Genomic DNA, 23975 nt, shown 5'->3' on the forward strand with positions numbered 1-23975 from the left:
AGTAAGCCTATTAAACTTACTTTTTTGTAGTTTGAAAACAAATTTATTAATTAATATAAATTAAAATCATATCCATTATTTTTAGATTTTTATTTAACAACTATGTTACAAATTTTTCCAGGAACAAAAATTTCTTTTACTACTGTTTTTCCTTCGATGAATTTTTTAACACTTTCGTTGTTGTAAAGTTCTTCTTTAAAATCTTCAAATTTTGCATCCTTTGCAATCATTAAAGTAGCCCTAACTTTTCCGTTTATTTGAATTGGCATTTCTACTTCTGTATCAATAGTTTTTGATTCATCATACTTTGGCCAAGTTTGTTCGAAGATATATCCTCCAAAATTCATTTCTTGCCATATTTCTTCTGTAATATGTGGAGAAACAGGATTTAATAAAATTAAAAATATTCTTAAATCTTCTCTTGAAATTTCTTTTGCAGAATAAAATTCGTTTATCAAAGTCATAAGTGATGCTATTGCAGTATTAAATTTAAGATTTTCAAAATCTTCTGAAACTTTTTTAATTGTCTTATGGATTGACTTTTCTAAAGATTTTGTCATTTCTTCACTAGAATTAGTTATTTCTTGTAATTTCCAAACTCTATCTAAGAATTTTCTACAACCGTTAATTCCACCGTCAGACCAAGACGCACTTCTTTCAAAATCTCCTAAGAACATTTCATAGCATCTTAAAGCATCTGCTCCATATTTGTCAATCATTTCGTCAGGATTTACTACATTTCCTCTTGATTTAGACATTTTTTCTCCATTTTCTCCAAGAATCATTCCATGAGAAGTTCTTTTTAAATATGGTTCTTTTGTATTTACAACTCCTATATCATAAAGGAATTTATGCCAAAATCTTGAGTATAATAAGTGCAATGTTGTATGTTCCATTCCACCATTGTACCAATCAACTTGACCAAAATAATCTAAAGCCTCTTTCCCAACAAGACTTTCTTTATTATGTGGGTCCATATATCTTAAATAATACCAAGAAGACCCTGCCCATTGTGGCATTGTATCTGTTTCTCTTTTTGCCTTTCCACCACATTTTGGACAAGTACAATTTACAAAATCATCAATTTTTGAAAGTGGAGATTCTCCAGTTTCAGTTGGTTCAAATGAATCAAGCTCGGGTAATCTTAATGGTAATTCTTCTTCAGGAATAGCAACCCAACCACATTTATCACAATGTACTAGAGGAATCGGTTCTCCCCAATATCTTTGTCTTGAGAAAACCCAATCACGAAGTTTGAAATTAGTCTTTTTATTTCCTATTCCAAGTTCTGATAAATATTCAAAAATCTTTTCTTTTGCATCTTTAACTGAAAGTCCATTTAAAAATCCTGAATTAACCATAATTCCTGTATTAGTGTCTGTATATGCTTTTTCATTAACATTTTCTCCACCACTTACTACTTCAACAATTTCCAAGCCAAATTTTTTAGCAAAGTCAAAATCTCTGGTGTCATGAGCAGGTACAGCCATAATTGCTCCACTTCCGTAAGTCATCAAAACATAATCTGAAATAAATACTGGAATTTCTTTTTGTGTGCAAGGATTGATTGCAGTAATTCCGTCAATCTTAACTCCTGTTTTCTCTTTATTCATTTCTGTTCTTTCAAATTCAGATTTCTTTTGAACTTCTAAAACATATTTTTCAATTTCTTCTTTATTTTTTATTTTGCCAGCATATTTTTTTAGTAATGGATGCTCACAAGAAATAACCATATAAGTTGCTCCAAAAATTGTGTCAGGTCTAGTAGTATAAACTAAAATATCATCATCAATATCTTTCATTTTAAATTTAACTTCCATACCATAACTTCTGCCAATCCAGTTGATTTGTTGAGTTTTAACTCTATCAATAAAATCAACTTCTTCAAGGTCGTCTATAAGTCTATCTGCATATTCAGTTATCTTCAACATCCATTGATTTTTAACTTTATGTATAACTTCTCCACCACATCTTTCACAACAACCACCTACAACTTCTTCGTTAGACAAACCAACTTTACAAGACGTACAGAAATTTATAGGCATTTCCATTTTATATGCAAGACCTTTTTCAAACATCTTCATAAAAATCCATTGAGTCCATTTGTAATAATCAGGGTCTGTTGTATTTATTTCTCTGTCCCAATCAAAAGAAAAACCAATGCTCTTTAATTGTTTTTTGAAATTCTTAATATTATTTTTTGTTACAATTTCAGGATGAATTTTGTTTTTCATCGCATAGTTTTCAGTTGGAAGACCAAAAGCATCCCAACCCATAGTGAATAAAACATTTTGTCCTTCAAGTCTTCTCTTTCTACTTACAACGTCTAATGCAGTATATGGTCTTGGGTGTCCAACATGAAGTCCTTGTCCTGACGGATAAGGAAATTCTATCAATGCATAAAATTTTTCTTTATCATTTATTTCGCATTTAAAGGGTTTTTTTTCGTCCCAAATATCTTGCCATTTTTTTTCAATATTCTTTGGCTCATAATTTTTCATAACATTCCTCCATTCATAATATAAAAAAACTTCCGTCTCGAAAAGAGACGAAAGTTGAAATTTCCGTGGTACCACTCTAATTAGTAATTAACTCACTCTAAGATTATAACGTAATCAACGGCTTTCGCATTTCATGAGTAAATTCAATATACTAAAATATCATTTCACACCAAACAATGACTCTCTTAAAAATTAAATATATTTACTACTTTCAATCAAAAATTTTCTAAATTTACAATACAAATATTTTATCATATCTTTTATTTTTTTTCAATACATCAAAGTTCAAAATCAAAGTTTTTCTTGATGAATCGTTTAAAGAAAATATAATTTAACATTCCCTTTAAAAAAGTACAAAAAGAAATTACAACCCACATATAGCTTATATTCAATTTTGAATAAAAAACTAGATACGCAAGTGGAATTCTCAACGCATTTGAAAATGTACTTATTATCGTAGGCGTTTTTGTATTTTTAAGTCCGTTAAACATTCCTGAAATTCCTATTTCAAGAGCTAAAAATATTTCAGAAAAAGCTAAAATTTTTAAATAACTAACACCCATTCTAATGGTATTAACATCATTTTTTATAAATAGTCTGATTATGTAGTCTGATGAAAAATATAAAAAGAATGAACAAAAAATTCCAATTCCTAAAATTATCTTAAGACCTTTTTTATATCCCAAAACTATATTATCATAATTTTTAGCTCCATAATTTTGACCAATCAATGCACAAAGTGCAATAGAAAAGCCTTCAACAGTCATCCAGTTTATGGCCTCTATCTGTACTGCAACATTCTCTGCTGCAACGGCACTTTCTCCCCAACTTGCAATTATTCTAAGTAAAATAGTTGAGATAAAAGCAAATATACAAGATTTAAAAGCAGTTGGAACTCCAAGTCTTAAAACCTCATAAAAAGTTGGCTTACTGAAATTTTTAATTAAATTAAAGCCTTTTAAAATTTTACCATCTTTAATTGAAAAAATCACAAAAATGCTTGTAACAACTATTTGAGATAGAGTTGTAGCAACAGCTGCCCCTCTAACTCCAAGCTCAGGTAAACCAAAATAACCATAGATTAAAATCGGGTCTAAAACTATATTTATAATAAGCCCTAATGAATTTGCAATAAATGGAACTTTACTATTTGCTGAGCCATTAAAAACTCCTGAAAATAGTGGATTTAAAAAAGTAAAAGGAACTCCTAATATAACAACTTTCAAATAACTATTTGCAAGTGAAATTACTAACTCACTCTTTATGTTAAAAAACTTAATTACATCTAATCTAAAAATATATAATAATATCGCAAAAGTAATAGACATAAATAAATTTATAACAACAGAAGTGTCAATATATTTTCTAAATTGCTTATCATCTTTGGAGCCTACACTATATGCAACACCTATTTCTATCCCTGTTTTTGAAACCAAAACAAGAGAATTAGCAAACCACATTATAAATGCTACTATTCCAACACCTGCTATCGCCTCTGTTCCCAGCTTTCCTACCCAAAACGTATCCATTAAAGTGTAAGACATCTGTATAAAAGAAGTCGTCATTATTGGAAGAGATAACATAAATAAATTTCTATATATTCTATTATCTAATAAATTTATTTTTTTCATAAACAATTCCTAAAGTTCATTTAATAAATCTTTTATATCTTCAACGCTTTTCTTGTACTTCTTATCACAGAAATTACAAGAAATTTCTATCTCTTTTCCCTCTTTCACTATATCATTAAGCTCTTTTTTACCTAAACTTAACAGCATATTATCTATCTTTTCATCACTACAATTACATTTATAATGAATAATCTTTTCTTCTATGATTCTAATGTTAAAAATCTTTAAAATAGAACAAATATAATCATAAAAACTCATATCATCAGACTTGGAGTTAATATAATTTTCCAACTCAGTTTTAAACATATCTGAGTAAATTGTAAATTGTGATAAATCTTTTTCTGTATAATTCGGCAAAAGCTCCATCATAAAACCAAAAGAAATATAATCGTCAAGAACCTTTTTTACTTCCAAATTAACTGACGTTACAGTTTGATTGGAGGCGCTAAAATAATTAGTAAAATTTTCACTAATATTTGAAGAAATTATACTTGTCTGTCCAATATATGGAGATTTTAAACCTAAATCTTTTATCAAAACAAGTATTCCATTATCTCCAATAAAATCTTTAGAAATCTTTCCCTTTTCATAGATTTTATCGTATTTGCTTAAATTTTTATTTTCTAAATATCCGGTTATAAATGAATTGTTATATAACTTGGAAATAATAAGACCACAATCCCCATTTGTCTTTAATTTTAAATCTATACTATCAGTGTCGTTTTTTAAATCGGAATATAACAACGCATTCATCGTTAAAATTTTTCCCATTTCAATATTTGCACTAACAGAACTTTTTTGTAATTTTTCAAAATCTTTTACAATATCATCAGTAAAAGCGAAAAAAAATCGCATTGAATTATGCTCATCAATACATCTTAATATCTTTGCCATAAATACTCCTTTACATTAATTACATATAAAATTATATAATAAAAACCCAAAGAAATCAATCAAAATTTAAAATAGCAAGTTGTAAAACCTGCTATTTTAATATCTTTTTTCATATTTTTCTTTTCTTCTTCGTACCAATTTTTCCATTCAATATTATGCTCTACAAGAAAAATCGGAAAAATTTGCCATAATTCTTCTAAACTCATTTTATATAATTTACTCATAATTTTTCTCCTATAATTTAAAAAATCTCCTAAAATAGGAGATTTTACTTCTTGCTTAAAATTATATTATACAAATTTTAACTAATAATTAAGTTATTTAATTTTTATTATAATTTAACAACACCAGAAGCTTGAGGACCTTTAGCGCCATCTACTACTTCAAATTCAACAGCCTGTCCTTCTTCTAAAGTTCTAAATTCACCAGTTTCTTCTAATGCTGAATAATGTACAAATACATCTTCTCCGTTTTCAGTAGAGATAAATCCAAATCCTTTAGTTGCATTGAACCATTTTACAGTTCCCTTCATATCCTTTTATCCTCCAATACTATAGGAAATATGTAATATTTTAATATTACCTTATTACTATAACACAATTGGAAGAATAAAGCAATAGCTATCATTATAAAAGTAAAATTTATTTATCATCAAGCATACTTAATTGGTTTTCCATTTGCTTTCTTAATTTTTCTTTTTCATAGTAGCATTTTCTACAAAGAGGCTCATAACTTTCTGATGCACCAAGTTTTATTCTTTCGTCATCTTGTGTTTTTCTGTAACTAACCCAAGCATCAACTCCACAATTTGCACAAACGGCATGATGCTTATAAAGATAATCAGCTCTTGGCATAAGTTCCTTTACAAGTTCAAAAGGTTCAGCCTTAAAGTCCATATCAAGTCCTGCAAGTACGATTGTAAATCCATTTTCTAAAAATAAATTTAAAGTTTCAACTATTTTACATATATCTCCTTTAATGAATTGTACTTCATCAATACCGATGATGCTTGCCTTACTTGTTTTCATAAATTCAATAATATCATCAATATTCTCAACCGGAATTGCCTTCATTTTATTATTGTCATGAGTAACAATTTCTTTGTCAGCATATCTATTATCAAACTTAGGCTTAAAAACTATCGTTTCATATTTTGCGATTTCAAATCTATTTAAATCTTTCCATAAACTTGAAGTTTTACCGGAGAACATACTTCCGGTATGTAAAATTAATTTTCCTTTATATTGATGCATAACTAACCCTCAAAAACAACTTCTTCCACAGATAAAATTACAATATCTTCCAAAGGTTTGTCATTTGAACAATAAGTATTTGCTATTTCATCAACAACTTCCATTCCTTTAAAAACTTGACCAAAAACAGTATGTTTAAAGTCTAACCAAAAAGCTCCACCATTTTTTTCATAATTTTCAACAACTTCATCAGGATATATTTTCTTATCAGAATTTTTCAAATAATTTATATAATCATCAGAAATCTTGCTATTTTGAACAATGAAAAATTGACTTCCATTTGTATTTGGTCCGGCATTTGCCATTGACAATGCTCCTCTATAATTTCTAAAATTAATGTCAAATTCATCTTCAAAAGCCTCTCCCCAGATGCTTTCACCACCCATTCCTGTGCCTGTTGGGTCGCCACCTTGAATCATAAAATCTCTAATAACTCTATGAAAAATAACTCCATTATAGTAGCCTTTTTTAGAAAGTGTAATAAAATTTTCACAAGCCTTAGGAGCAACTTCGTTAAAAAGCTTAAAAGAAATTTCTCCTACATTTGTTTTCATAACATAAATTTTTTCGCCAATTTTTGGCATTTCCAATTGTGACATACTACTCTCCTTTATAATTTCTTCTTAAAATTCCTCTATATACTAAAGTTATGTATCTTCCCTTAAAAAATTCAGCATCTTCAAATTCGCCTTCAATTTTAAGTCCACATTTTTCCATAACTCTTCCGGAGGCAACATTTTCTTTTATATGAAGTCCACAAACTTTATTAACTTTTAATGTATTAAACGCATAATCAAGCATAAAGTTTAAAGTTTCACTCATATATCCTTTATTCCAATATTTTTTATTCAAAACATATCCAAAAGTCAAGGAATTATTTTTTATATCTGCTCTAAAATCAAAACTTCCAATACATTTATTAGAAATTTTTTCAACTATGGCAAAACAATATTCATTTTTCATAAAAATATCTTCAACAACTTTTTTAGTTTCTATAAGATTTTTATGTTTATCCCAAGTAACAAATTCACAAGTTTCATCATCACTTCCAAATTCGTAAACATCATCTATATCATCTAAATTAAATTTTCTAAAAATCAATCTTTCACTTTGCATAATAAATCCTCACTAAATTCTAAACCTGTTTTATTTAAAATACTAAAAAAGTATTCATCAGGTAAAACTGTAAAATTCATATTTTCATTTGTAATTGGGTGTAAAAATTCCAAATTATACGCATGTAGCATTTGTCCATTCGCCTTTATCTTTTCGTTTTTATTTCCATAAGTTTCATCTCCCACAATAGGATGATTCAAACTGCTAAAATGAACTCTTATCTGATGAGTACGTCCTGTGTGAAGAGTAACGCAAACTAAAGAATATTTTAAATTTGAGCTTAAAATACTATATTCTGTAAGTGCATCTTTACCTGATTTGCTTTTTACACTCATTTTTTTTCTATCTTTCTCATCACGACCGATAGGTTTATCAATGAAACCATGTTCTTTTGAAAAACTTCCATTACAAATTGCCAAATATTTTTTCTTTATAGCTCTATTTGAAAACATTTCAACTAATTGTAAATGTGTTTCATCATCTTTCGCACAAATTATAAGCCCTGTTGTATCTTTATCCAATCTATGAACAATACCCGGTCTTTCAGTATTTGCCATTGATAATTTGCAATGATTTAAAAGCGCATTAACCAAAGTATGTTCTTCATTTCCAACAGCAGGGTGAACAACCATATTCCTTGGTTTATTTAGAATTATTATATAATCGTCCTCATATACAATATCTAATTTTATATCTTCAGCTATTAACTTTGTTTCTTTTTTTTCTGGAATTGAAACAAAAATTTCATCTCCAATTTTCAATATAACATTCGGTTTTACATTCTTACCATTTACCAAAACCAAATTTTTCTTTATTAACTTTTGAATTGAAGTTCTTGATAAATCAGAAATTTTAAGAGATAAAAACGCATCACATCTAATCTCTTTATCACAAATATATTTTAATTCAGTCAAAAATTACACTCTCCAATCTATCGGTTTAACTCCCTTGCTTATCAAAAAGTCATTCGCCTTAGAGAACGGTTTACTTCCAAAAAATCCTCTATGTGCAGAAAAAGGAGATGGGTGCATACTTGTAATTATAAAATTATTTTCATCTTTTTTAATTAAATTACTCTTTGAAATTGCAAAATTTCCCCAAAGCACAAAAACTTTAGGATAATCAAAATTTGAAATTATTTCAATGACTCTGTCTGTGAAAATTTGCCAACCTATATCCTTATGTGAATTGGGTTTTGCTTTTTCAACAGTAAGAGTTGCATTTAGTAAAAATACTCCCTGTTCAACCCAAGAAGTTAAATCCCCATGAGTTGGTGGTGTAATTCCTAAATCAGAGTATAATTCAAGATAAATATTCCTAAGTGAAGGGGGAATCCTTTCTCCCTTGTTCACTGAAAAGCTCATTCCATTAGCTTGATTTTCTCCGTGATATGGGTCTTGTCCAAGTATTACAACCTTAATATCCTTAGGATTTATTTTATTAAAAATATTAAAAACAAATTCATTAGGTGGAAATATTGTCTTATTTTTATATTCCTCATTTAAAAAATTTTTCATTTTAACAAAATATTCTTTTTGAAATTCATCTTTTAAATATTCATTCCAAGCTACATAGTTTGAACTCATCTTAATTCTCCTTTTTAGAAAATGAAATAACTATAAGTAAAAAACAAGCTACACAAATATAAATATCTGCAAAATTAAAAACCGGAAAATCGTACAAGCCACCAAATCTTGTATGAATAAAGTCAACTACAAAAGAAAATCTGATTCTATCAATACAATTTCCCAATGCTCCACAAGCTATTAAAGCATATAAAACTTGCTCTATCTTAGAAATTTTTTCTTTATTTTTATTTATATAAAATAAAATTGTCAAAAAAGCAACTAAAGAAATAAAAATAAAGAAATATTTATATCCACTAAAGCTTCCAAAAGCCACTCCAGTATTTTCAACATAAGTAAATTCTAACCAATCTTTAATGATAACAACTGAATCTACTCCTTTAAGTTTGGTTAAAGTAATGTATTTAGTTAGTTGGTCTAAAAATAGCCCAATAATTAAAATTACATATATCATATAGAATACCTCTTAACATTAACAACATATTTATTCTTTTTAGTAAAACCACACAAGCAATCTACCTTAAACTTTCCCTCTCCTCTTATTGAGATAATATCATTTTCATTTATCTTCTTGTCAAAATCTTTACACTCTTCATAATTCAGCTTAACATTTCCATTTTTTATAAACTTTTGAGAAAGCTCTCTTGAAGTTCTTGCAAGTTCTTTTACAAAACAATCCAATCTTAAACTTGAAACAATTATTTTTTCATCTTCATACTTTTTAAAACTTGTAGGAATAAAGTTTTCATTTAAAATTTCTAATTTTAAATCTTGTCTTGAAAACTCAAGACCATTTGAAAATATAAAAGTTCCAATAGGCTTTAAACAATACACATACCAGTAACCGTCAATTTTTATAATCTCTCCAATTTTTTCACGACTTATCCCTAAATGTAAAATACTTCCTAAAATATTTCTATGCTCTATTTTGGAAATATCTTTAAATCTTAAAGTTTCTAAATAGTCATCTAAAACATAATCGTCTCTATAAAAAATTACAAATTTTCTTTCAAAATCTTCGTCAGAAAAAATAATATCATAATTCAAGTCAAAGTTTTTTAAAACTCTTTTTACATACTCAAATTCCAAAGGAGTAAAAAAGTTAGAAACAAATATGTCCTTATAACTTTTTTCCATAGAAACAAGACCATCTAAAAATTTATTGATGGTCTTTTTTACTTCTATATTATTAATATTATCTAAAATCTTAAACTTATCAAATGATTTCATTTAATTATAATTGATAAAATCCGTTATTTTCGATTTGGTCTTTAACTTTTCCATCAATATCAATTCCCTTAGGAGCTAATATAAAAATGTCTTTTGTAACTTTTTGGATTTTTCCACTTAAAGAATAAATACCACCACTTACAAAGTCAAAGATTTGTCTTTTCTTATCAACTTCTAACATTTCTAAATTTAATACAACAACTTTTCCCTTTAAAACATCATCTAAAACTTGAGTTCCATCATCAAAAGTTATCGGTTCTCTAATAGAAATTAAAAATCTGCTAATATTTGGCATTGTAACCACATTAGATTTTTCTTTTTCTAAAGCTAATTTACTACTAGCGTTTTTAGCATAAGTTTCTCCAACTGATTTAGGTTGTTTTTCTACAACCACTTCTTCTTCATAATCATCGTATTCATCTTCTAAATCATCATTTCCAACAAATTTCTTTATTTTGTCCATAAAGCCTGCCATAACGTTCCTCCTCATATTTTTATTTTTTATAACAAGCGAAAATTTAAAATTTTCTAATTGTAATCTAAACATTATTCAACTAACAAATTAACATTTGATATAGTTTCTTTTACCAAATATTGAAGTTCCAATCCTTATAAGATTAGCGCCTTCCTCTATGGCAACTGTAAAATCATTACTCATTCCCATAGATAATATTTTCATATCCACATTTTTTAAATTTAATTTTGAAATTTCATCAAAAAGACTTTTCATCTTTCTAAAATAAACTCTTGTATCCTCAATATTTTCACAATATGGAGCCACAGTCATAAGTCCATTTACAAAAACATTATCTCTTTTTGAAATTTCTTTTATAAAATCAAATACATTCTCCTCAAAAATACCAGATTTACTTTCTTCTTTTCCGATATTTACTTCAACTAAACACTTTACAATAATTCCCTTGTTTTTTGCCTCCAAGTCCAATTTATCTAAAAGTGAAATTCTATCCAAAGAATGTATCAATTCAACCTTATCAATTATAGACTTAACCTTATTCGTTTGAAGATGACCAATCATATGAAATTTAACTTTTTCCTCAAAATATTCATACTTTTTTAAAATTTCTTGAACTTTATTTTCTCCAAAAGTGTTAAAGCCTAAATCTATCGCCTCCTGAATCTTATCAACATCAACAGTCTTTGAAACAGGTAATAAAAATATTTCTTTTTCATCTCTATTTACATTTTTACAAGCTAGAGATATTTTTTCTCGTATATTATTTATATTTGATTTCATTATTTTAAAATTGCTCCTTCTTTAATCTTACTAGCATCTTTTAAAATATTAGAAAAAATTCCAACCGAGCTATTAACAGAATCAATATAAACCTTAGAATTTATCTTGTCGATAAATTTAATCACAACCTTTGACCTCTTAATATTATTAAAAGAATCAACAGTTAAAACATAATTTTCTCCATCTTTAGAAGTCAATGCACTAGAGGGTAACTCAAAAGCACCGGTAACAGATTTTACTACATTTAAATCTATAAATCTCTTATCTGCAACTTCGTTAAAAGCTGATGAGAATTGAGCAACTATTAAATCATATTCTGAACCACTCTTTATATTTTTTATAACTCCAGTAGCAACAGAATCTCCAATATTTACCTTTATGCTATTATTTACAGCTATATTATCCAACGCTCCAGTTTTTAATCTAATACATAAATAGTATTTTAAATTATCTACTATTTTTATGCCTTCGATATTTGATATATTATCACTACTATCAAAATTAAAATCTTTTTCGTCAATAGAATCAATAACAGAAAAATCATATACATTTTCAAGACCATCAATTTTTTTAAGGACAATTCCTGAATTTTTTGAAACAATTTTTCCAGAATTAATTGTATCATTTAACAAAGAATATCTAAAAAGTTTATCTGAACTGTATTTTTTCCCAAAAGCAATTTTATTTTGCTCACTTGAAAGTATATCAAAAGTTTTTGAAAAATTCTTATCTCTAATAAATTTCAAAATATTTTCCAAATCAATTTTTTCAGTATTTGTTTCCTTACTTTCAGATTGTTTCTTTAAAGTTTCAACCTTTTCAGCCAAATAATCTTTAAAGTTCGAATCAATTTGGGAAACATCGACCTCTCCTATTTCTTTATCAACATTTACTTTTGAACTATCTACTTCAATATCACTTTTTCCTAAATAATATAAGTATTCATCTTTTATAACTAATGCTTTAGAAGAAAGTTTTAAGTCATAAGTTTTAGGCTTTTCTAAAACAATTATTTCATCACTATAATTTTTATTAAAAAACACATTTTTAACTAAAAACAAAATACCAAATAAAATAAAAATAATTAAAACCCAATGTCCTCTAGCATTAGACAAAACATTATTACGTTTTTTCATATAATACCCAATTATGCAATTTACAAAAATAAAACAATATTTAATTATCTATTTTTATAAATTATATCTTCTCTCTTTGGACCATTAGAAATCATCTTAACAGGAACTTCCAATTCTTTTTCTATAAACTCAATGTATTCTCTACATTCGACTGGCAATTCTTCATAATTTCTAATTCCTCTAATATCTCTATTCCAACCTTTTAATACTTTCCAAACAGGTTTAGCTTTTTCTATCAAAGTTGTAGTTGGAAAATCTCTAGTAACTTTACCATCAATTTCATATCCAATACAAACTGGAATTTCTTCTAAATATCCTAAAGCATCAATAACAGTTAATACAGCCTCTGTACTTCCTTGAACTCTACAACCATATCTTGAGGCAACAGCATCAAAATAACCAACACGTCTTGGTCTGCCTGTTGTAGCACCATATTCACCCTTATCTCCACCACGTTTTCTTAATTCTTCAGCCTCTTCCCCAAAAATTTCACTAACAAAAGCTCCTGCACCTACAGCGCTGGAATATGCCTTAACAACTGTAACAATATCAGTAATTGTATAAGGTGGAATACCTGCACCAATAGCTCCAAAACCTGCTAAAGTTGATGAAGAAGTTACCATTGGATAAATTCCATGGTCTGTATCTTTTAAAGAACCTAATTGACCTTCAAGTAAAATCTTTTTACCATCTTTAATTGCATCATTTAAAAATTTTGACACATCACAAACATAAGGTTTGATTGCATCTCTCCAAACAAGCATAAGCTCATATAATTCTTTTGCATCAATTTTTTCTTTTTTATATAAATTTTCTAAAATTATATTCTTATATTCAACAACTCTTTCAACTTTTTCAAATAAATTATCATCAAATAATTCACTAACTTGGAAACCAATCTTAGCATACTTATCTGAATAACAAGGAGCTATTCCTGATTTTGTAGAACCAAAAGAATTTTTTCCAAGTCTTTCTTCTTCATAAGCGTCAAAATCAATATGATAAGGCATAACAAGTTGTGCTCTATCTGAAACTAAAATATTAATATCAGGAACATTTTTTTCCTTTAAATATTCAATTTCTTTAAGTAGATAAGGAATATTAAGTGCTACTCCATTTCCAATTACAGATGTTGTATGTTTATAGAAAACACCTGAAGGTAGTAAATGTAAAGCAAATCTTCCATACTCATTTATTATAGTATGCCCTGCATTAGAACCACCTTGAAATCTAACGATAATATCAGCATTTTCTGCTAACATATCCGTTATTTTTCCCTTTCCTTCATCGCCCCAATTTGCTCCTACTACTGCTTTAACCATAGTTAAAAATCCTCCTAAATATTAAAATAAAAATTTATAATAAAATCCAATATTATATAAATATATTGTCCAACTAAAAAATACAAGTCCCATCAAAGAACCAAAAACAACATCTGAAAACCAATGTACTCCAACAATGATTCTACTTATTGCAATACTAAGTCCAAACAAAAGTCCAACAGTCATCCAAATTGGAAATGAACTATGTCCACTAAATAAAACATACATCACAGTAGGATAAAAACTAAGTCCTATGCAAGAATGTCCACTCGGAAAGCTATATCCCCAATATTTTATATCACAATGTGAAACAGGACGTTCCCTTCTAAATAAAAATTTAAATGAATTTAAAAATATCATATTAAAAATTGAAGAATTTAATATTGCACTTGCCAATACATAATTCTTCTCTGAAACAGAATAAAAGAAAATTGGAAATATAATAATCAATGAAGTTACTACATCCCCCATTGAAGTTATATGTTTCATAGAAGATTTCAAAAATCTTAAATTATTATTTTGAAAAAAATTCTTCAATTTTAAATCTATTAAAAAATTCTGTTTTTTTAATTTATTTCCAACTATCGAAGTCAAAATAAAGACTACAATAGAAAATATAATCAAATATATCATTAACTCCTCCAAAAACTAAAATACAATCTTTTAGCCAAATTATAACAAAAATAACCCAATATAAAGCCAATAACAACATCAATCGGCCAATGAACTCCTAAAATCACTCTACTAATAGCAACTAAAAAAATCAAAATATAAACAATCACATCAATTATCTTGCTATTTAATTTTTCTCTTAGTAAAAACCTAAAAGTTAAATAAAAGGAAGAGAAATTCATTGAATGACCACTTGGATAACTAAAACCATTCATATTTATTACAAAAAATTCAATCGGTCTTTGTCTTGATACAATCAACTTAATTAACTCATTAAGAGCAAAAGTAAAAATTAAAACAATAGCCAAAAAGACAAACTCTTTCTTTAAATTATTACAATAAAAATAAATTCCAAAAGGAATAAACAAAAACAAATAAGTTCTACTATTTCCAAGAGTTGTTATAAATTTAATAAAATTTAGAAGAATACTACTTTTAGTAAAAATATTATTACTTTGAATAAAAAACATAATTTTATAGTCGATACTATCCTTTAAATTAATATTTTTTAAATAAAAACCTAAAAAAACACTACAAACTAAAACAGTAAAAAACAAAATTATGAAATTTTGAAGATTTAATTTTACTTTTTTCATTTTATCCTCCTAAATCACAATAATTATAACATAAATTAAGCTATTAATCAAAATTTTTATAATTAACTTATAAAAAAACTACTATAAAATTATGTATATTGTAAAATTACAAAAATTTAATAGTAGTTTATTTCAAACAAATTAATCTCTTAAAAATAATTTTTAATATTATACAAAAAAAGGTTCAGTAATACTACTGAACCAAAATTTTTTATTTATATTATAATCCTAATGCTTTTGTTAATTCAGCTTTATCGAAACCAACCATTTCTACATCGTCAACACAGATTACAGGAACGCCCATATGTCCTTTTGCCATTAATTCTTTTCTAGCTTCTAAATCTGTTGAAACATTTTTTTCAATGTATTCTACATTGTTTGCTTTTAAAAATTCTTTTGCTTGTTTACAATAAGTACAAGATTCACTTGAATATACTACTACTTTTGCCATTTTAATTTCCTCCTAATTTATCAATCAAAGTTTTTTGATTTTTTATTAATTTTTTTATACCCTAGAAATTTATCACTAAACAATTAAATTTTTTCATATTCTTTTGCAATTTTTTGAAATTCTATAAGTGATAATTTTTCAGCTCTTGTTCGTGGGTCTATATTTAATTTTTCTAAAACTTTAATAATTTTTTCCTTTTCAATTCCGAATTTACAAAATGAATTTAAAATTGTCTTTCTTCTATTTTCAAAACCGTTTTTTATTAGTTTGAACATAGTTTTTTCATACTCAAACCTTTCTTTTTTCAATTTCATATTGACAACTGCACTATCAACATTAGGCGCCGGAACAAAAACATTTCTTGAAACATTAAAAGCTATACTTGCATCTGCATAATATTTTACAAAAAGACTTATGCTTGAATTGTCTTTGCTGTTCTCATCAGCTACAAGTCTTTGAGCAACTTCTTTTTGTACCATTATTGTTACAGACTCCAAGTCTAAATCACTTTCCAAAATTTTTGTTATAATCGATGTTGTTACATAGTATGGTAAGTTTGCAACTACAACTATTTTCTTTTGAGTAAATTTTTCTTCAATAAGTTTTTTTAAATCAATCTTTAAAGCATCTGACTGAACAAATTCAAAATTGTCATATTCACTCAATGTGTAATCCAAAACTTCTTTTAATCTTGTATCAATTTCTATGGAAACAACTTTTCCTGCCTTTTCCAGCAAAAATTTTGTAAGAACGCCAAAACCCGGTCCAATTTCTATTACTCCATAATCTTTGTCAACTTCTGAAACTTCAACTATTTTTTCTAAGATATTTCTATCTGTTAAGAAATTTTGTCCAAAATTTTTAGAAAAAGAAAATCCAAACTTATCACAAATTTCTTTTATTACAGATAATTTATATAAATCCATTTTAAACTTCCTCTCCTAAAATTTTTTCGGTAGCTAAAAGCAATTCTTCTTTAGTTATTCCAAAACTGTTTAATCTGTTTACAAATTGTTTTGAATTACAGTAGCCAATTTTAAAATATTCACAAAGTTTTTCTCGATACATTTTGCTATTTCCTGTTCCACTTATTCCAAGTGAAATTAAATCACTCAAATCAATTTCATCTTTTCTTTCCAAAACTGTTACTTTTGCATTTTCAATCGCCTCAATTACATCTTCAACCTTTGCATTCTCAACGCCTACATTATCGCCTTTTAATGCAAGATTTCTACTTAAAAAAGCATTTTTACAATTTGGAACAACTCTATTTATATTTTTTCTAATCTTTTCTCCTGCATAGTCGGGGTCGGTAAATACAATTATCCCACATTTTTCATTTGCCTCTTTTAATCTTTTTAACAAATTTTTAGAAAAATGTGTCCCGTTAGTTGCGATAACATCACAATCAAAGGCTGATTTTACTTTTGAAATATCATCTTTCCCCTCAACTACTATTATTTCCTTAATTTTTTTCATATTAATCCTCTATTGAAAAAAGATTTCTAACATTACTATTTGTATTATAAATTAAATCATTTATTTCCATTTCTTTAAGTTCTGCAACTTTTTCAGCAGTAAATCTTACATACTTTGGCTCATTTCTCTTTCCACGATTCGGCTCAGGAGTTAAGTACGGACTATCCGTTTCCACAAGCAAATTATCAAGTGGAATAGTCTTTACCATTTCTCTAACATTAACTGCATTTTTAAAAGTTACTGCTCCGGAAATTGAAATATAATATCCAAGCTCCATAAATCTTTTTGCCATTTCACTTGAACCGGTATAACAATGCATTACTCCGACAACTTCTCCTTTAAATTCAGATAAAATATCGTAAGTATCTCCCATTGCATCCCTTGTATGAATTATAACCGGAAGATTTCTTTTTTTAGCTATTTCAAGTTGTTTTCTAAAAATTTCTTTTTGTTTTTCTCTTGGAGAATTGTCGTAATAATAGTCAAGTCCAATCTCTCCAATGGCAACTATCTTTTCGCTAAAAGACATTTCATAAATTTTTTCCAAATCTTCATCAGTTATTCCTTCAACTTCATGTGGATGAATACCGACAGCTCCATAAACTCTATCGTATTTTTTTACAATTTCTATAATCTTTTCACTTGATGCAATATCACAAGCAGGGTCAACGATAAAGTCAATCTCGTCATTTTCAAAATTTGAAATTATCGCATCTCTATCTTGGTCGAATTTTTCATCATCAATGTGGCAATGACTATCTACTATCTTCATTATGATACCTTTGTTCCTTCTTTCATATCACTTAAAACAGTCAACACACTCAAATCTTTATCGTCAGAGGCAGCAAGAATCATTCCATTACTTTCAACACCTCTTAGATTAACCGGTTTTAAGTTTGTAACAACGATAACTTTTTTACCTATCAAGTCCGTTTCTGAATAGAATTTTCTTATTCCTGAAACGATAGTTCTAACTTCATTTCCTAAATCAATTTTGAAAACTAAAAGTCTGTCAGCTTTTGGGTGTGGCTCACATTCTAAAATCTTTCCAACTTTTAATTCAACTTTTGCAAAGTCATCTATTGTTATAGTTTCTCTTTCTTCTACAACTTCTTCTTTTTCTTTTTCTCCTAAATTTTTCTTCTTTCTAAATTCTATAAGCTCAGCATTTTTTTGAACAATTATCTCTAATTCTTTTTCAACATCAAGTCTGTCAAATAAGTTTTTGCCTTTACAAACTTTTGTGCCTTCTTTGATAAGACCAAATTTAGTTAAATCTTCATAAGAAAATTCAGAATAACCTATTTGTTCATTTATTTTTGATGAAGTTTCACTCATAAACGGCTTTATTAAACCTGAAATAATTCTAATGCTTTCAAGTAAATTGTAAATTACAGTCTTTAATCTATCAACTTTTTGCTCTTTAATCAAAGCCCAAGGAGTTGTTTCATCTATATATTTATTTGTTCTTCTAACAAATTTCCAAATTTCTTCAAGTGCCATTGAGAAGTTAAGTTTATCAATTAAGTCAGAAACTCTATCTCTTGTACTTGTTGCCATTTCAATTAAATCTTTGTCAAGTTCTGTTAATTCTGTTTGAGCAGGAACTAAACCTTCAAAATATTTTTCACACATTGCAACACTTCTTGAAACTAAATTTCCCAAATCATTTACAAGGTCTGAGTTAATTCTATTTAACATTTTTGAATAAGTGAAGTTTCCATCTTGTCCAAAAGTAAATTCTCTAAGCATAAAATATCTTAAAGCGTCCATTCCATATCTTTCGATGATTGGTTCTGCGTAAACAATATTTCCTTTACTTTTACTCATTTTATCTTCATCGAATAAAATCCAACCATGTCCAAAAATTTTCTTTGGAAGTGGTAAATCTAAAGCCATTAAGATTGCAGGCCAAATAATTGCATGGAAACGCATAATTTCTTTACCAACTAAATGAACATCACAAGGCCAAAATTTATTGAATTTTTCTTCATCTGTTCCATATCCTATACCTGTTAAATAACAACTTAAAGCATCTATCCAAACATATACAACATGCTTTTCATCAAAAGGAACTTTAACACCCCAATCAAAACTTGAACGTGTAACAGAAAGGTCTGTTAAACCCTCTTTAATGAAACTAATCATTTCATTTTTTCTTGATTCAGGTTGAATGAAATCCGGATTTTCTTCATATAATTTTAGAAGTCTATCTTGATATTTAGAAAGTCTAAAGAAATATGTTTCTTCTTCACTAGGAACAACTTCTCTGCCACAATCAGGACATTTATTTCCCTCTACAAGTTGACTTTCAGTCCAAAAAGCCTCACAAGGAACACAATACATTCCCTTGTAACTTCCCTTATAGATTTCACCTTTTTCATAAAGTTTTGTAAAAATTTCCATAACATTTTTTTCGTGAGTTTTATCTGTACTTCTAACAAAGGCATCAAAATCTATATCTAAAGTTTTCCAAAGTTCTTTTGCACTTTCAACTATAGGGTCAATATATTCTAACGGTTTTTTACCGGCTTTAATTGCAGAATCTTGTAACTTTTGACCATGTTCATCAGTACCTGTTGTAAAAAATACATTAAAACCTTGAGTTTCTTTATATTTTTTCAAAACATCTGCAACTATTGTTGTGTAAGTATGTCCCAAATGTAAATTACTATTTGGATAATAAATCGGTGTTGTTAAATAAAAATTTTTCTTTTCCAAAATAATCCTCCTATCAAATCTTTATTTTACTTGCAAATCCAAAAATTTCTTCTCCCTCAACTGAAAGACCATTACAATAAACTACTTTATTTTTCATATTTTCATTGTATGGAGCAGAGAATCTGATATAATTTCTTGTATAACCCACAAGTCTATTTCCATTAACATTTTCTTCAAATAGCACTTCATGTCTATCTGAAAGTTCTTTTTTCAAAAATTCCGTTGTCATATCTTTTGCCAACAAAATTAATTCATTACTTCTAAGTTTCTTTATATTACCATCAACTTGTTCTTTAAAATCATAAGCCGGAGTTCCTTTTCTTGGAGAATATTTAAAGACATGAATTTTAGAAAATCCAATTTCTTTTACAAATTCTAAAGTTTCCTTAAAGTCTTCGTCATTTTCTCCCGGAAAACCAACGATTATATCTGTTGTAAGAGCAACATTTGGAAAAATTTCTTTAATCATTAAAACTTTTTTTCTATACATATCCGTTGTGTATCTTCTATTCATAAGTTTTAAAATCTTATCGCAACCACTTTGTAACGACAAGTGGAAATGCTCACAAACTTTCTTGCAATTTTTAAGTCTTTCTAAGAAATCTCTCGATATAATTCCTGCCTCAATTGAACTAAGTCTAATTCTGTCAATATTTTCTATCGTAGATAATTTTTCTATAACATCAATAAGTCTAACATCATTTCCAAGGTCAAGTCCATAAGAGCCAACGTGAATTCCAGTTATAATTATCTCCTTATATCCGTTGTTTCCAAGTTTTACAGCCTCATCATATATATCATCAATCGGTCTTGATTTAATTGGACCTCTTGCATAAGGAATTATACAGTATGTACAAAACATATTACAGCCCTCTTGAATTTTTATATATGCCCTTGTTTTGCTCTCCTGATTGTCGATTGACAACACATCGAAACCACAATCTTTTGTAAGCTCTGAAACAATATTAAATTTTATATTTGATTTTTTAGATTCTTCACATAATTCAACTATCCTAGCTCTATTTTTCGTACCAATGATTACATCAACATCATCAATCGCAGAAATCTCGTCCGGTGCAACCTGTGAATAGCAACCTACAACGGCTAAAATAGCATCTTTATTTAATTTTTTTGCTCTGGAAATAAATTGTCTTGATTTCCTATCGCTCAAATTAGTAACGGTACAAGTATTTATAACATATACATCGCATATATCATTTTCGTTACAAATCTCATATCCTCGCTTTTTAAATAACTCCTGCATGGCCTCAGTTTCATACTGATTGACCTTGCAACCTAGAGTTAAAAAACTAACTTTATTCATAAACCTCCTACATAAATTCATATTGTAAAATTGAAAGTAAATTTATGCCTGCAGTTTCTGTCCTTAAAATTCTAGCACCAAGTCCAATGCTATAAGCACCTTTTTGAGTCAGAGATTCAACCTCTTCTCTCTCAAATCCACCCTCTGAACCTATCAATATATAAATATCTTTATGGACATTTTCTTCCTTTATCTTGGCAATTATATTTTTTAGAGAAATATTTTTATCCTCCTCATAAGCGACAAGCAAAATATTATCTCCAACAAAATCCATAATTTCATTAAACTGTATCAATTCATTAACTTTAGGAACAATCAATCTCTTTGACTGCTTTGATGCCTCATAAGAAATTTTTTGCAATCTTTCAATTTTTTTATGCTCTTTTTTTTCATCAAATTTTACAACACATCTTTTAGAATTTACCAAAGTTATATCAAAAACTCCAAGCTCAACAGCCTTTTGAACTATCAAATCCATCTTTTCACCCTTTGCTAAACATTGTAGCAAATGAATTTTTACATTTGATTCAGTATTTTCTAAAGATTTTTCTAAATTATATACAGAAATGTATTTATCACAAATCTGTATATTTCCAATATAAAGTGCTCCCGAAACTACAACTTCGATTTTCTCGTCCTCTGCAATTCTAAGAACTTTTTTTATGTGATTATAATCATCACCATAAATTTTAACTTCTCCGTCTATAATAGACTCATCTGTAAAAAATCTATGCATTTTTTCTCCTTGCAATAACACAAACCCAGTCTTTATTTTTGTTTACTTCCAGAATTTCAAAATTATTTTCAATCAAAGCATCTTCAACGTCTTTGTACTTTGAATCAATAATTCCTGAGCCGACAAAAATTCCATCATCTTTTATAAATTTACTTATATCTCCAAGTAATTTTACCAAGATATGTGCTAATATATTTGCAACAATAACATCAGCTTTTGAATTTAATTTTTCACATAAATCTCCATGATGAACTATAATTCTATCTTCAACTTTATTAAGTTTTGCATTGTCTAAAGTAGCCTCCACACCTAGAATATCAATATCTACTGCCTCAACCTTTTTGGCCCCAAGTTTTAAAGCTCCAACAGATAAAATTCCACTACCTGAGCCTATATCGAAAACTAATTTATCTTTTAACTCTAATTTTTCAAGAGCCTCTAAACATAAAGCTGTTGTTTCGTGAGTTCCTGTACCAAAAGCCATTCCAGGGTCTAATTCAATCATAACTTCATTTTCGGATAAGTCATATTCTTCCCAAGTTGGTTTTATGATGAAATTTTTACCGACCTTTGTTGGTTTGTAATATTTCTTCCATTCATTAGCCCAGTCCTCAGTCTTTATCTTAGAATCTATCTTTAAAATGACTTTTTCATTATATTCCTTTTCAAATTCTGAAATTCTTTCATTTAAAAGTTTTAAATTTTCTTCAAGCTCATCATCATTTTTTAGATAAGTTTTAGCAGTAATAAATTCACTCTTAACAAAATCTTCCTCATCTAAAACTACCCAATAAGGCTTTTCTTTCGCAAACTCTTCATAATCTCTTGAATCTGATATATTTATACCATCAATATCAAATAAATAAAGTATTCCTACAATATTATTTTCATATTTATTCTTTACTACAACTTCAATTTCGGTCCAATCCATTATTCAAATAGCTCCTTTACTTTTTCAAAAAAGTTCTTCTTATGCTCTGTTAAATGTTCTTCTCTTTCATTAGAAAATTCTTTCAAAAGCTCTTTTTGTTTATCAGTTAAATTCTTTGGAGTAATAATTTTAACCTTAAAACTTAAATTACCCTTCCCATATCCATTAACATCAGAAATTCCTTTGTCCTTTAAAGTAAATACAGTTCCTGTATCCGTTCCTTCAGGAATTGTATAAGTTTCTTTTCCTTCAAGAGTCGGAATTTCCACTTCTGCACCCAAAGTTGCCTCTGTAAAAGAAATTGGCAATTCATAAGAAACGTCGTTTCCGTTTCTTACAAAAAGTTCATGAGATTTTACTTTAAAAATTACATAAACATCTCCATTAGGTCCACCATTTTCTCCACAATTTCCTTGAGCCTTTAAAGTCATAATATTATTTGTATTTACACCCTTAGGAACTTTAATAGTGAATTTTTTTCTAACTAAAACATATTTTTTACCCTTACATTTTTCGCATTTTTCTTCTACAATTTCTCCTGTACCGTTACATTCGCTACATAATTCCTCAGATACAACTGTTCCAAAAAAACTTTGTCTTTGAATTCTAACACTACCACGTCCATTACATTTTTTACAAGTTACCTTTTTTGTTCCGGGTTTTGCACCTGTTCCTGAACAAGTATTACATACAGTTTTTACATTTACAAAAATTTCTTTTTCTACACCATTAACTGCCTCAAAAAAATCCAAATCCAAATAAACCTCAGTATCTTGACCTTTTCTTGGACGATTTGAATTCCTTGAACTTGAACCAAATCCACTAAAGCCTCCAAATCCACCAAAGAAACTTTCAAAAATATCTCCCATATCTGAAAATCCACCAAAGCCTGAGCCACCTGATGCATTTGAATTAAAACTTGCCTCTCCGTATGTATCGTACTTTTGCCTTCTATCATCATCGCTTAAAATTTCATAAGCAAAGTTTACTTCTTTAAAATTTTCTTCTGCCTCTTTATCATCAGGATTAACATCAGGATGATATTTCTTTGCAAGCTTTCTATAAGCAGATTTTAATTCTGCTTTATTACAATTTTTATCCACCCCTAAAATTTCATATAAATCTCTCATAATCTCTCCTA

27 protein-coding genes and 1 other annotated feature are annotated in these 23975 nt (G+C 27.9%); all 27 genes read right to left on the reverse strand.

Annotated elements, in window-relative coordinates:
• Positions 1-89 precede the first annotated feature (89 nt).
• On the reverse strand, positions 90-2501 hold the full coding sequence (gene leuS / locus HMPREF3181_RS00360; protein ID WP_068471883.1) for a leucine--tRNA ligase: 2412 nt from the start codon (positions 2499-2501) through the stop codon (positions 90-92).
• A gap of 40 nt (positions 2502-2541) precedes the next feature.
• Positions 2542-2729 (reverse strand) — a binding site (T-box leader).
• 50 nt (positions 2730-2779) lie between these two features.
• Positions 2780-4132 (reverse strand): MATE family efflux transporter, encoded by a 1353-nt coding sequence (locus HMPREF3181_RS00365; protein WP_068471885.1) that lies wholly within the window; start codon positions 4130-4132, stop codon positions 2780-2782.
• A 9-nt stretch (positions 4133-4141) separates the two neighbouring features.
• Positions 4142-5026 (reverse strand): Hsp33 family molecular chaperone HslO, encoded by an 885-nt coding sequence (locus tag HMPREF3181_RS00370; RefSeq protein WP_068471887.1) that lies wholly within the window; start codon positions 5024-5026, stop codon positions 4142-4144.
• Positions 5027-5085: 59 nt separating this feature from the next.
• Positions 5086-5250 (reverse strand): hypothetical protein, encoded by a 165-nt coding sequence (locus HMPREF3181_RS07630; RefSeq protein ID WP_231723236.1) that lies wholly within the window; start codon positions 5248-5250, stop codon positions 5086-5088.
• 107 nt (positions 5251-5357) lie between these two features.
• Complete coding sequence (locus tag HMPREF3181_RS00375; protein WP_068471890.1) at positions 5358-5558, reverse strand: cold-shock protein; 201 nt, start codon at positions 5556-5558, stop codon at positions 5358-5360.
• A gap of 109 nt (positions 5559-5667) precedes the next feature.
• Positions 5668-6279, reverse strand: coding sequence for a thymidine kinase (locus tag HMPREF3181_RS00380; protein WP_068471892.1), 612 nt, complete (start codon positions 6277-6279; stop codon positions 5668-5670).
• 2 nt (positions 6280-6281) lie between these two features.
• Entirely contained in the window at positions 6282-6878 is a 597-nt protein-coding gene (locus HMPREF3181_RS00385) for a peptidylprolyl isomerase (protein ID WP_068471894.1), read from the reverse strand.
• A 1-nt stretch (position 6879) separates the two neighbouring features.
• Positions 6880-7395: a GNAT family N-acetyltransferase gene (locus HMPREF3181_RS00390; protein WP_068471896.1), complete on the reverse strand. Its 516-nt coding sequence runs from the start codon at positions 7393-7395 to the stop codon at positions 6880-6882.
• On the reverse strand, positions 7377-8309 hold the full coding sequence (locus HMPREF3181_RS00395; protein ID WP_068471898.1) for an RluA family pseudouridine synthase: 933 nt from the start codon (positions 8307-8309) through the stop codon (positions 7377-7379). The genes HMPREF3181_RS00390 and HMPREF3181_RS00395 overlap by 19 nt, the downstream gene beginning before the upstream one ends.
• Positions 8310-8312: 3 nt before the next feature.
• Positions 8313-8981: a uracil-DNA glycosylase gene (locus HMPREF3181_RS00400; protein ID WP_068471900.1), complete on the reverse strand. Its 669-nt coding sequence runs from the start codon at positions 8979-8981 to the stop codon at positions 8313-8315.
• A 1-nt stretch (position 8982) separates the two neighbouring features.
• Positions 8983-9435, reverse strand: coding sequence for a signal peptidase II (gene lspA / locus HMPREF3181_RS00405; protein ID WP_068471902.1), 453 nt, complete (start codon positions 9433-9435; stop codon positions 8983-8985).
• Positions 9432-10211, reverse strand: coding sequence for a YlmH/Sll1252 family protein (locus tag HMPREF3181_RS00410; protein WP_068471904.1), 780 nt, complete (start codon positions 10209-10211; stop codon positions 9432-9434). The genes lspA and HMPREF3181_RS00410 overlap by 4 nt, the downstream gene beginning before the upstream one ends.
• Positions 10212-10215: 4 nt before the next feature.
• Complete coding sequence (locus HMPREF3181_RS00415) at positions 10216-10686, reverse strand: cell division protein SepF (protein WP_068471906.1); 471 nt, start codon at positions 10684-10686, stop codon at positions 10216-10218.
• An 87-nt stretch (positions 10687-10773) separates the two neighbouring features.
• Entirely contained in the window at positions 10774-11466 is a 693-nt protein-coding gene (locus HMPREF3181_RS00420) for a YggS family pyridoxal phosphate-dependent enzyme (RefSeq protein ID WP_068471908.1), read from the reverse strand.
• Positions 11466-12602, reverse strand: a complete 1137-nt coding sequence (locus HMPREF3181_RS00425; protein ID WP_068471910.1) for a biotin/lipoyl attachment domain-containing protein — start codon at positions 12600-12602, stop codon at positions 11466-11468. The genes HMPREF3181_RS00420 and HMPREF3181_RS00425 overlap by 1 nt, the downstream gene beginning before the upstream one ends.
• A 44-nt stretch (positions 12603-12646) precedes the next feature.
• On the reverse strand, positions 12647-13924 hold the full coding sequence (locus HMPREF3181_RS00430; RefSeq protein ID WP_068471912.1) for an adenylosuccinate synthase: 1278 nt from the start codon (positions 13922-13924) through the stop codon (positions 12647-12649).
• Positions 13925-13945: 21 nt separating this feature from the next.
• Positions 13946-14557: a phosphatase PAP2 family protein gene (locus HMPREF3181_RS00435; RefSeq protein ID WP_068471914.1), complete on the reverse strand. Its 612-nt coding sequence runs from the start codon at positions 14555-14557 to the stop codon at positions 13946-13948.
• Positions 14557-15192, reverse strand: coding sequence for a phosphatase PAP2 family protein (locus HMPREF3181_RS00440; RefSeq protein ID WP_068471916.1), 636 nt, complete (start codon positions 15190-15192; stop codon positions 14557-14559). The genes HMPREF3181_RS00435 and HMPREF3181_RS00440 overlap by 1 nt, the downstream gene beginning before the upstream one ends.
• A gap of 220 nt (positions 15193-15412) precedes the next feature.
• On the reverse strand, positions 15413-15643 hold the full coding sequence (locus HMPREF3181_RS00445; RefSeq protein ID WP_068471918.1) for a glutaredoxin family protein: 231 nt from the start codon (positions 15641-15643) through the stop codon (positions 15413-15415).
• Positions 15644-15726: 83 nt separating this feature from the next.
• Complete coding sequence (rsmA, locus tag HMPREF3181_RS00450) at positions 15727-16569, reverse strand: 16S rRNA (adenine(1518)-N(6)/adenine(1519)-N(6))-dimethyltransferase RsmA (protein WP_068471920.1); 843 nt, start codon at positions 16567-16569, stop codon at positions 15727-15729.
• 1 nt (position 16570) lies between these two features.
• Positions 16571-17122: a ribonuclease M5 gene (gene rnmV / locus HMPREF3181_RS00455; RefSeq protein WP_068471922.1), complete on the reverse strand. Its 552-nt coding sequence runs from the start codon at positions 17120-17122 to the stop codon at positions 16571-16573.
• 1 nt (position 17123) lies between these two features.
• Positions 17124-17894, reverse strand: a complete 771-nt coding sequence (locus HMPREF3181_RS00460) for a TatD family hydrolase (RefSeq protein WP_068471924.1) — start codon at positions 17892-17894, stop codon at positions 17124-17126.
• Entirely contained in the window at positions 17894-19849 is a 1956-nt protein-coding gene (gene metG / locus HMPREF3181_RS00465; protein ID WP_156435970.1) for a methionine--tRNA ligase, read from the reverse strand. The genes HMPREF3181_RS00460 and metG overlap by 1 nt, the downstream gene beginning before the upstream one ends.
• 7 nt (positions 19850-19856) lie before the next feature.
• Positions 19857-21167 (reverse strand): tRNA (N(6)-L-threonylcarbamoyladenosine(37)-C(2))-methylthiotransferase MtaB, encoded by a 1311-nt coding sequence (gene mtaB / locus HMPREF3181_RS00470; RefSeq protein ID WP_068471929.1) that lies wholly within the window; start codon positions 21165-21167, stop codon positions 19857-19859.
• Positions 21168-21174: 7 nt separating this feature from the next.
• On the reverse strand, positions 21175-21903 hold the full coding sequence (locus tag HMPREF3181_RS00475; RefSeq protein WP_068471932.1) for an RsmE family RNA methyltransferase: 729 nt from the start codon (positions 21901-21903) through the stop codon (positions 21175-21177).
• A complete protein-coding gene (gene prmA, locus HMPREF3181_RS00480; RefSeq protein ID WP_068471934.1) occupies positions 21896-22834 on the reverse strand; it encodes a 50S ribosomal protein L11 methyltransferase in 939 nt (312 codons plus the stop codon). The genes HMPREF3181_RS00475 and prmA overlap by 8 nt, the downstream gene beginning before the upstream one ends.
• On the reverse strand, positions 22834-23964 hold the full coding sequence (gene dnaJ, locus HMPREF3181_RS00485) for a molecular chaperone DnaJ (RefSeq protein ID WP_068471937.1): 1131 nt from the start codon (positions 23962-23964) through the stop codon (positions 22834-22836). The genes prmA and dnaJ overlap by 1 nt, the downstream gene beginning before the upstream one ends.
• Between the last annotated feature and the right edge of the window lie 11 nt (positions 23965-23975).

This window comes from Parvimonas sp. KA00067 (assembly GCF_001553085.1).
GTDB lineage: Bacteria > Bacillota > Clostridia > Tissierellales > Peptoniphilaceae > Parvimonas > Parvimonas parva.

Excerpts from the sequence above, each read along its gene's own strand:
- leuS (WP_068471883.1), bottom strand. The coding sequence starts at position 2,501 with ATGAAAAATTATGAGCCAAAGAATATTGAAAAAAAATGGCAAGATATT.
- HMPREF3181_RS00365 (WP_068471885.1), bottom strand. The coding sequence starts at position 4,132 with ATGAAAAAAATAAATTTATTAGATAATAGAATATATAGAAATTTATTT.
- HMPREF3181_RS00370 (WP_068471887.1), bottom strand. The coding sequence starts at position 5,026 with ATGGCAAAGATATTAAGATGTATTGATGAGCATAATTCAATGCGATTT.
- HMPREF3181_RS07630 (WP_231723236.1), bottom strand. The coding sequence starts at position 5,250 with ATGAGTAAATTATATAAAATGAGTTTAGAAGAATTATGGCAAATTTTT.
- HMPREF3181_RS00375 (WP_068471890.1), bottom strand. The coding sequence starts at position 5,558 with ATGAAGGGAACTGTAAAATGGTTCAATGCAACTAAAGGATTTGGATTT.
- HMPREF3181_RS00380 (WP_068471892.1), bottom strand. The coding sequence starts at position 6,279 with ATGCATCAATATAAAGGAAAATTAATTTTACATACCGGAAGTATGTTC.
- HMPREF3181_RS00385 (WP_068471894.1), bottom strand. The coding sequence starts at position 6,878 with ATGTCACAATTGGAAATGCCAAAAATTGGCGAAAAAATTTATGTTATG.
- HMPREF3181_RS00390 (WP_068471896.1), bottom strand. The coding sequence starts at position 7,395 with ATGCAAAGTGAAAGATTGATTTTTAGAAAATTTAATTTAGATGATATA.
- HMPREF3181_RS00400 (WP_068471900.1), bottom strand. The coding sequence starts at position 8,981 with ATGAGTTCAAACTATGTAGCTTGGAATGAATATTTAAAAGATGAATTT.
- lspA (WP_068471902.1), bottom strand. The coding sequence starts at position 9,435 with ATGATATATGTAATTTTAATTATTGGGCTATTTTTAGACCAACTAACT.
- HMPREF3181_RS00410 (WP_068471904.1), bottom strand. The coding sequence starts at position 10,211 with ATGAAATCATTTGATAAGTTTAAGATTTTAGATAATATTAATAATATA.
- HMPREF3181_RS00415 (WP_068471906.1), bottom strand. The coding sequence starts at position 10,686 with ATGGCAGGCTTTATGGACAAAATAAAGAAATTTGTTGGAAATGATGAT.
- HMPREF3181_RS00420 (WP_068471908.1), bottom strand. The coding sequence starts at position 11,466 with ATGAAATCAAATATAAATAATATACGAGAAAAAATATCTCTAGCTTGT.
- HMPREF3181_RS00425 (WP_068471910.1), bottom strand. The coding sequence starts at position 12,602 with ATGAAAAAACGTAATAATGTTTTGTCTAATGCTAGAGGACATTGGGTT.
- HMPREF3181_RS00430 (WP_068471912.1), bottom strand. The coding sequence starts at position 13,924 with ATGGTTAAAGCAGTAGTAGGAGCAAATTGGGGCGATGAAGGAAAGGGA.
- HMPREF3181_RS00435 (WP_068471914.1), bottom strand. The coding sequence starts at position 14,557 with ATGATATATTTGATTATATTTTCTATTGTAGTCTTTATTTTGACTTCG.
- HMPREF3181_RS00440 (WP_068471916.1), bottom strand. The coding sequence starts at position 15,192 with ATGAAAAAAGTAAAATTAAATCTTCAAAATTTCATAATTTTGTTTTTT.
- HMPREF3181_RS00445 (WP_068471918.1), bottom strand. The coding sequence starts at position 15,643 with ATGGCAAAAGTAGTAGTATATTCAAGTGAATCTTGTACTTATTGTAAA.
- rsmA (WP_068471920.1), bottom strand. The coding sequence starts at position 16,569 with ATGGATTTATATAAATTATCTGTAATAAAAGAAATTTGTGATAAGTTT.
- rnmV (WP_068471922.1), bottom strand. The coding sequence starts at position 17,122 with ATGAAAAAAATTAAGGAAATAATAGTAGTTGAGGGGAAAGATGATATT.
- HMPREF3181_RS00460 (WP_068471924.1), bottom strand. The coding sequence starts at position 17,894 with ATGAAGATAGTAGATAGTCATTGCCACATTGATGATGAAAAATTCGAC.
- mtaB (WP_068471929.1), bottom strand. The coding sequence starts at position 21,167 with ATGAATAAAGTTAGTTTTTTAACTCTAGGTTGCAAGGTCAATCAGTAT.
- HMPREF3181_RS00475 (WP_068471932.1), bottom strand. The coding sequence starts at position 21,903 with ATGCATAGATTTTTTACAGATGAGTCTATTATAGACGGAGAAGTTAAA.
- prmA (WP_068471934.1), bottom strand. The coding sequence starts at position 22,834 with ATGGATTGGACCGAAATTGAAGTTGTAGTAAAGAATAAATATGAAAAT.
- dnaJ (WP_068471937.1), bottom strand. The coding sequence starts at position 23,964 with ATGAGAGATTTATATGAAATTTTAGGGGTGGATAAAAATTGTAATAAA.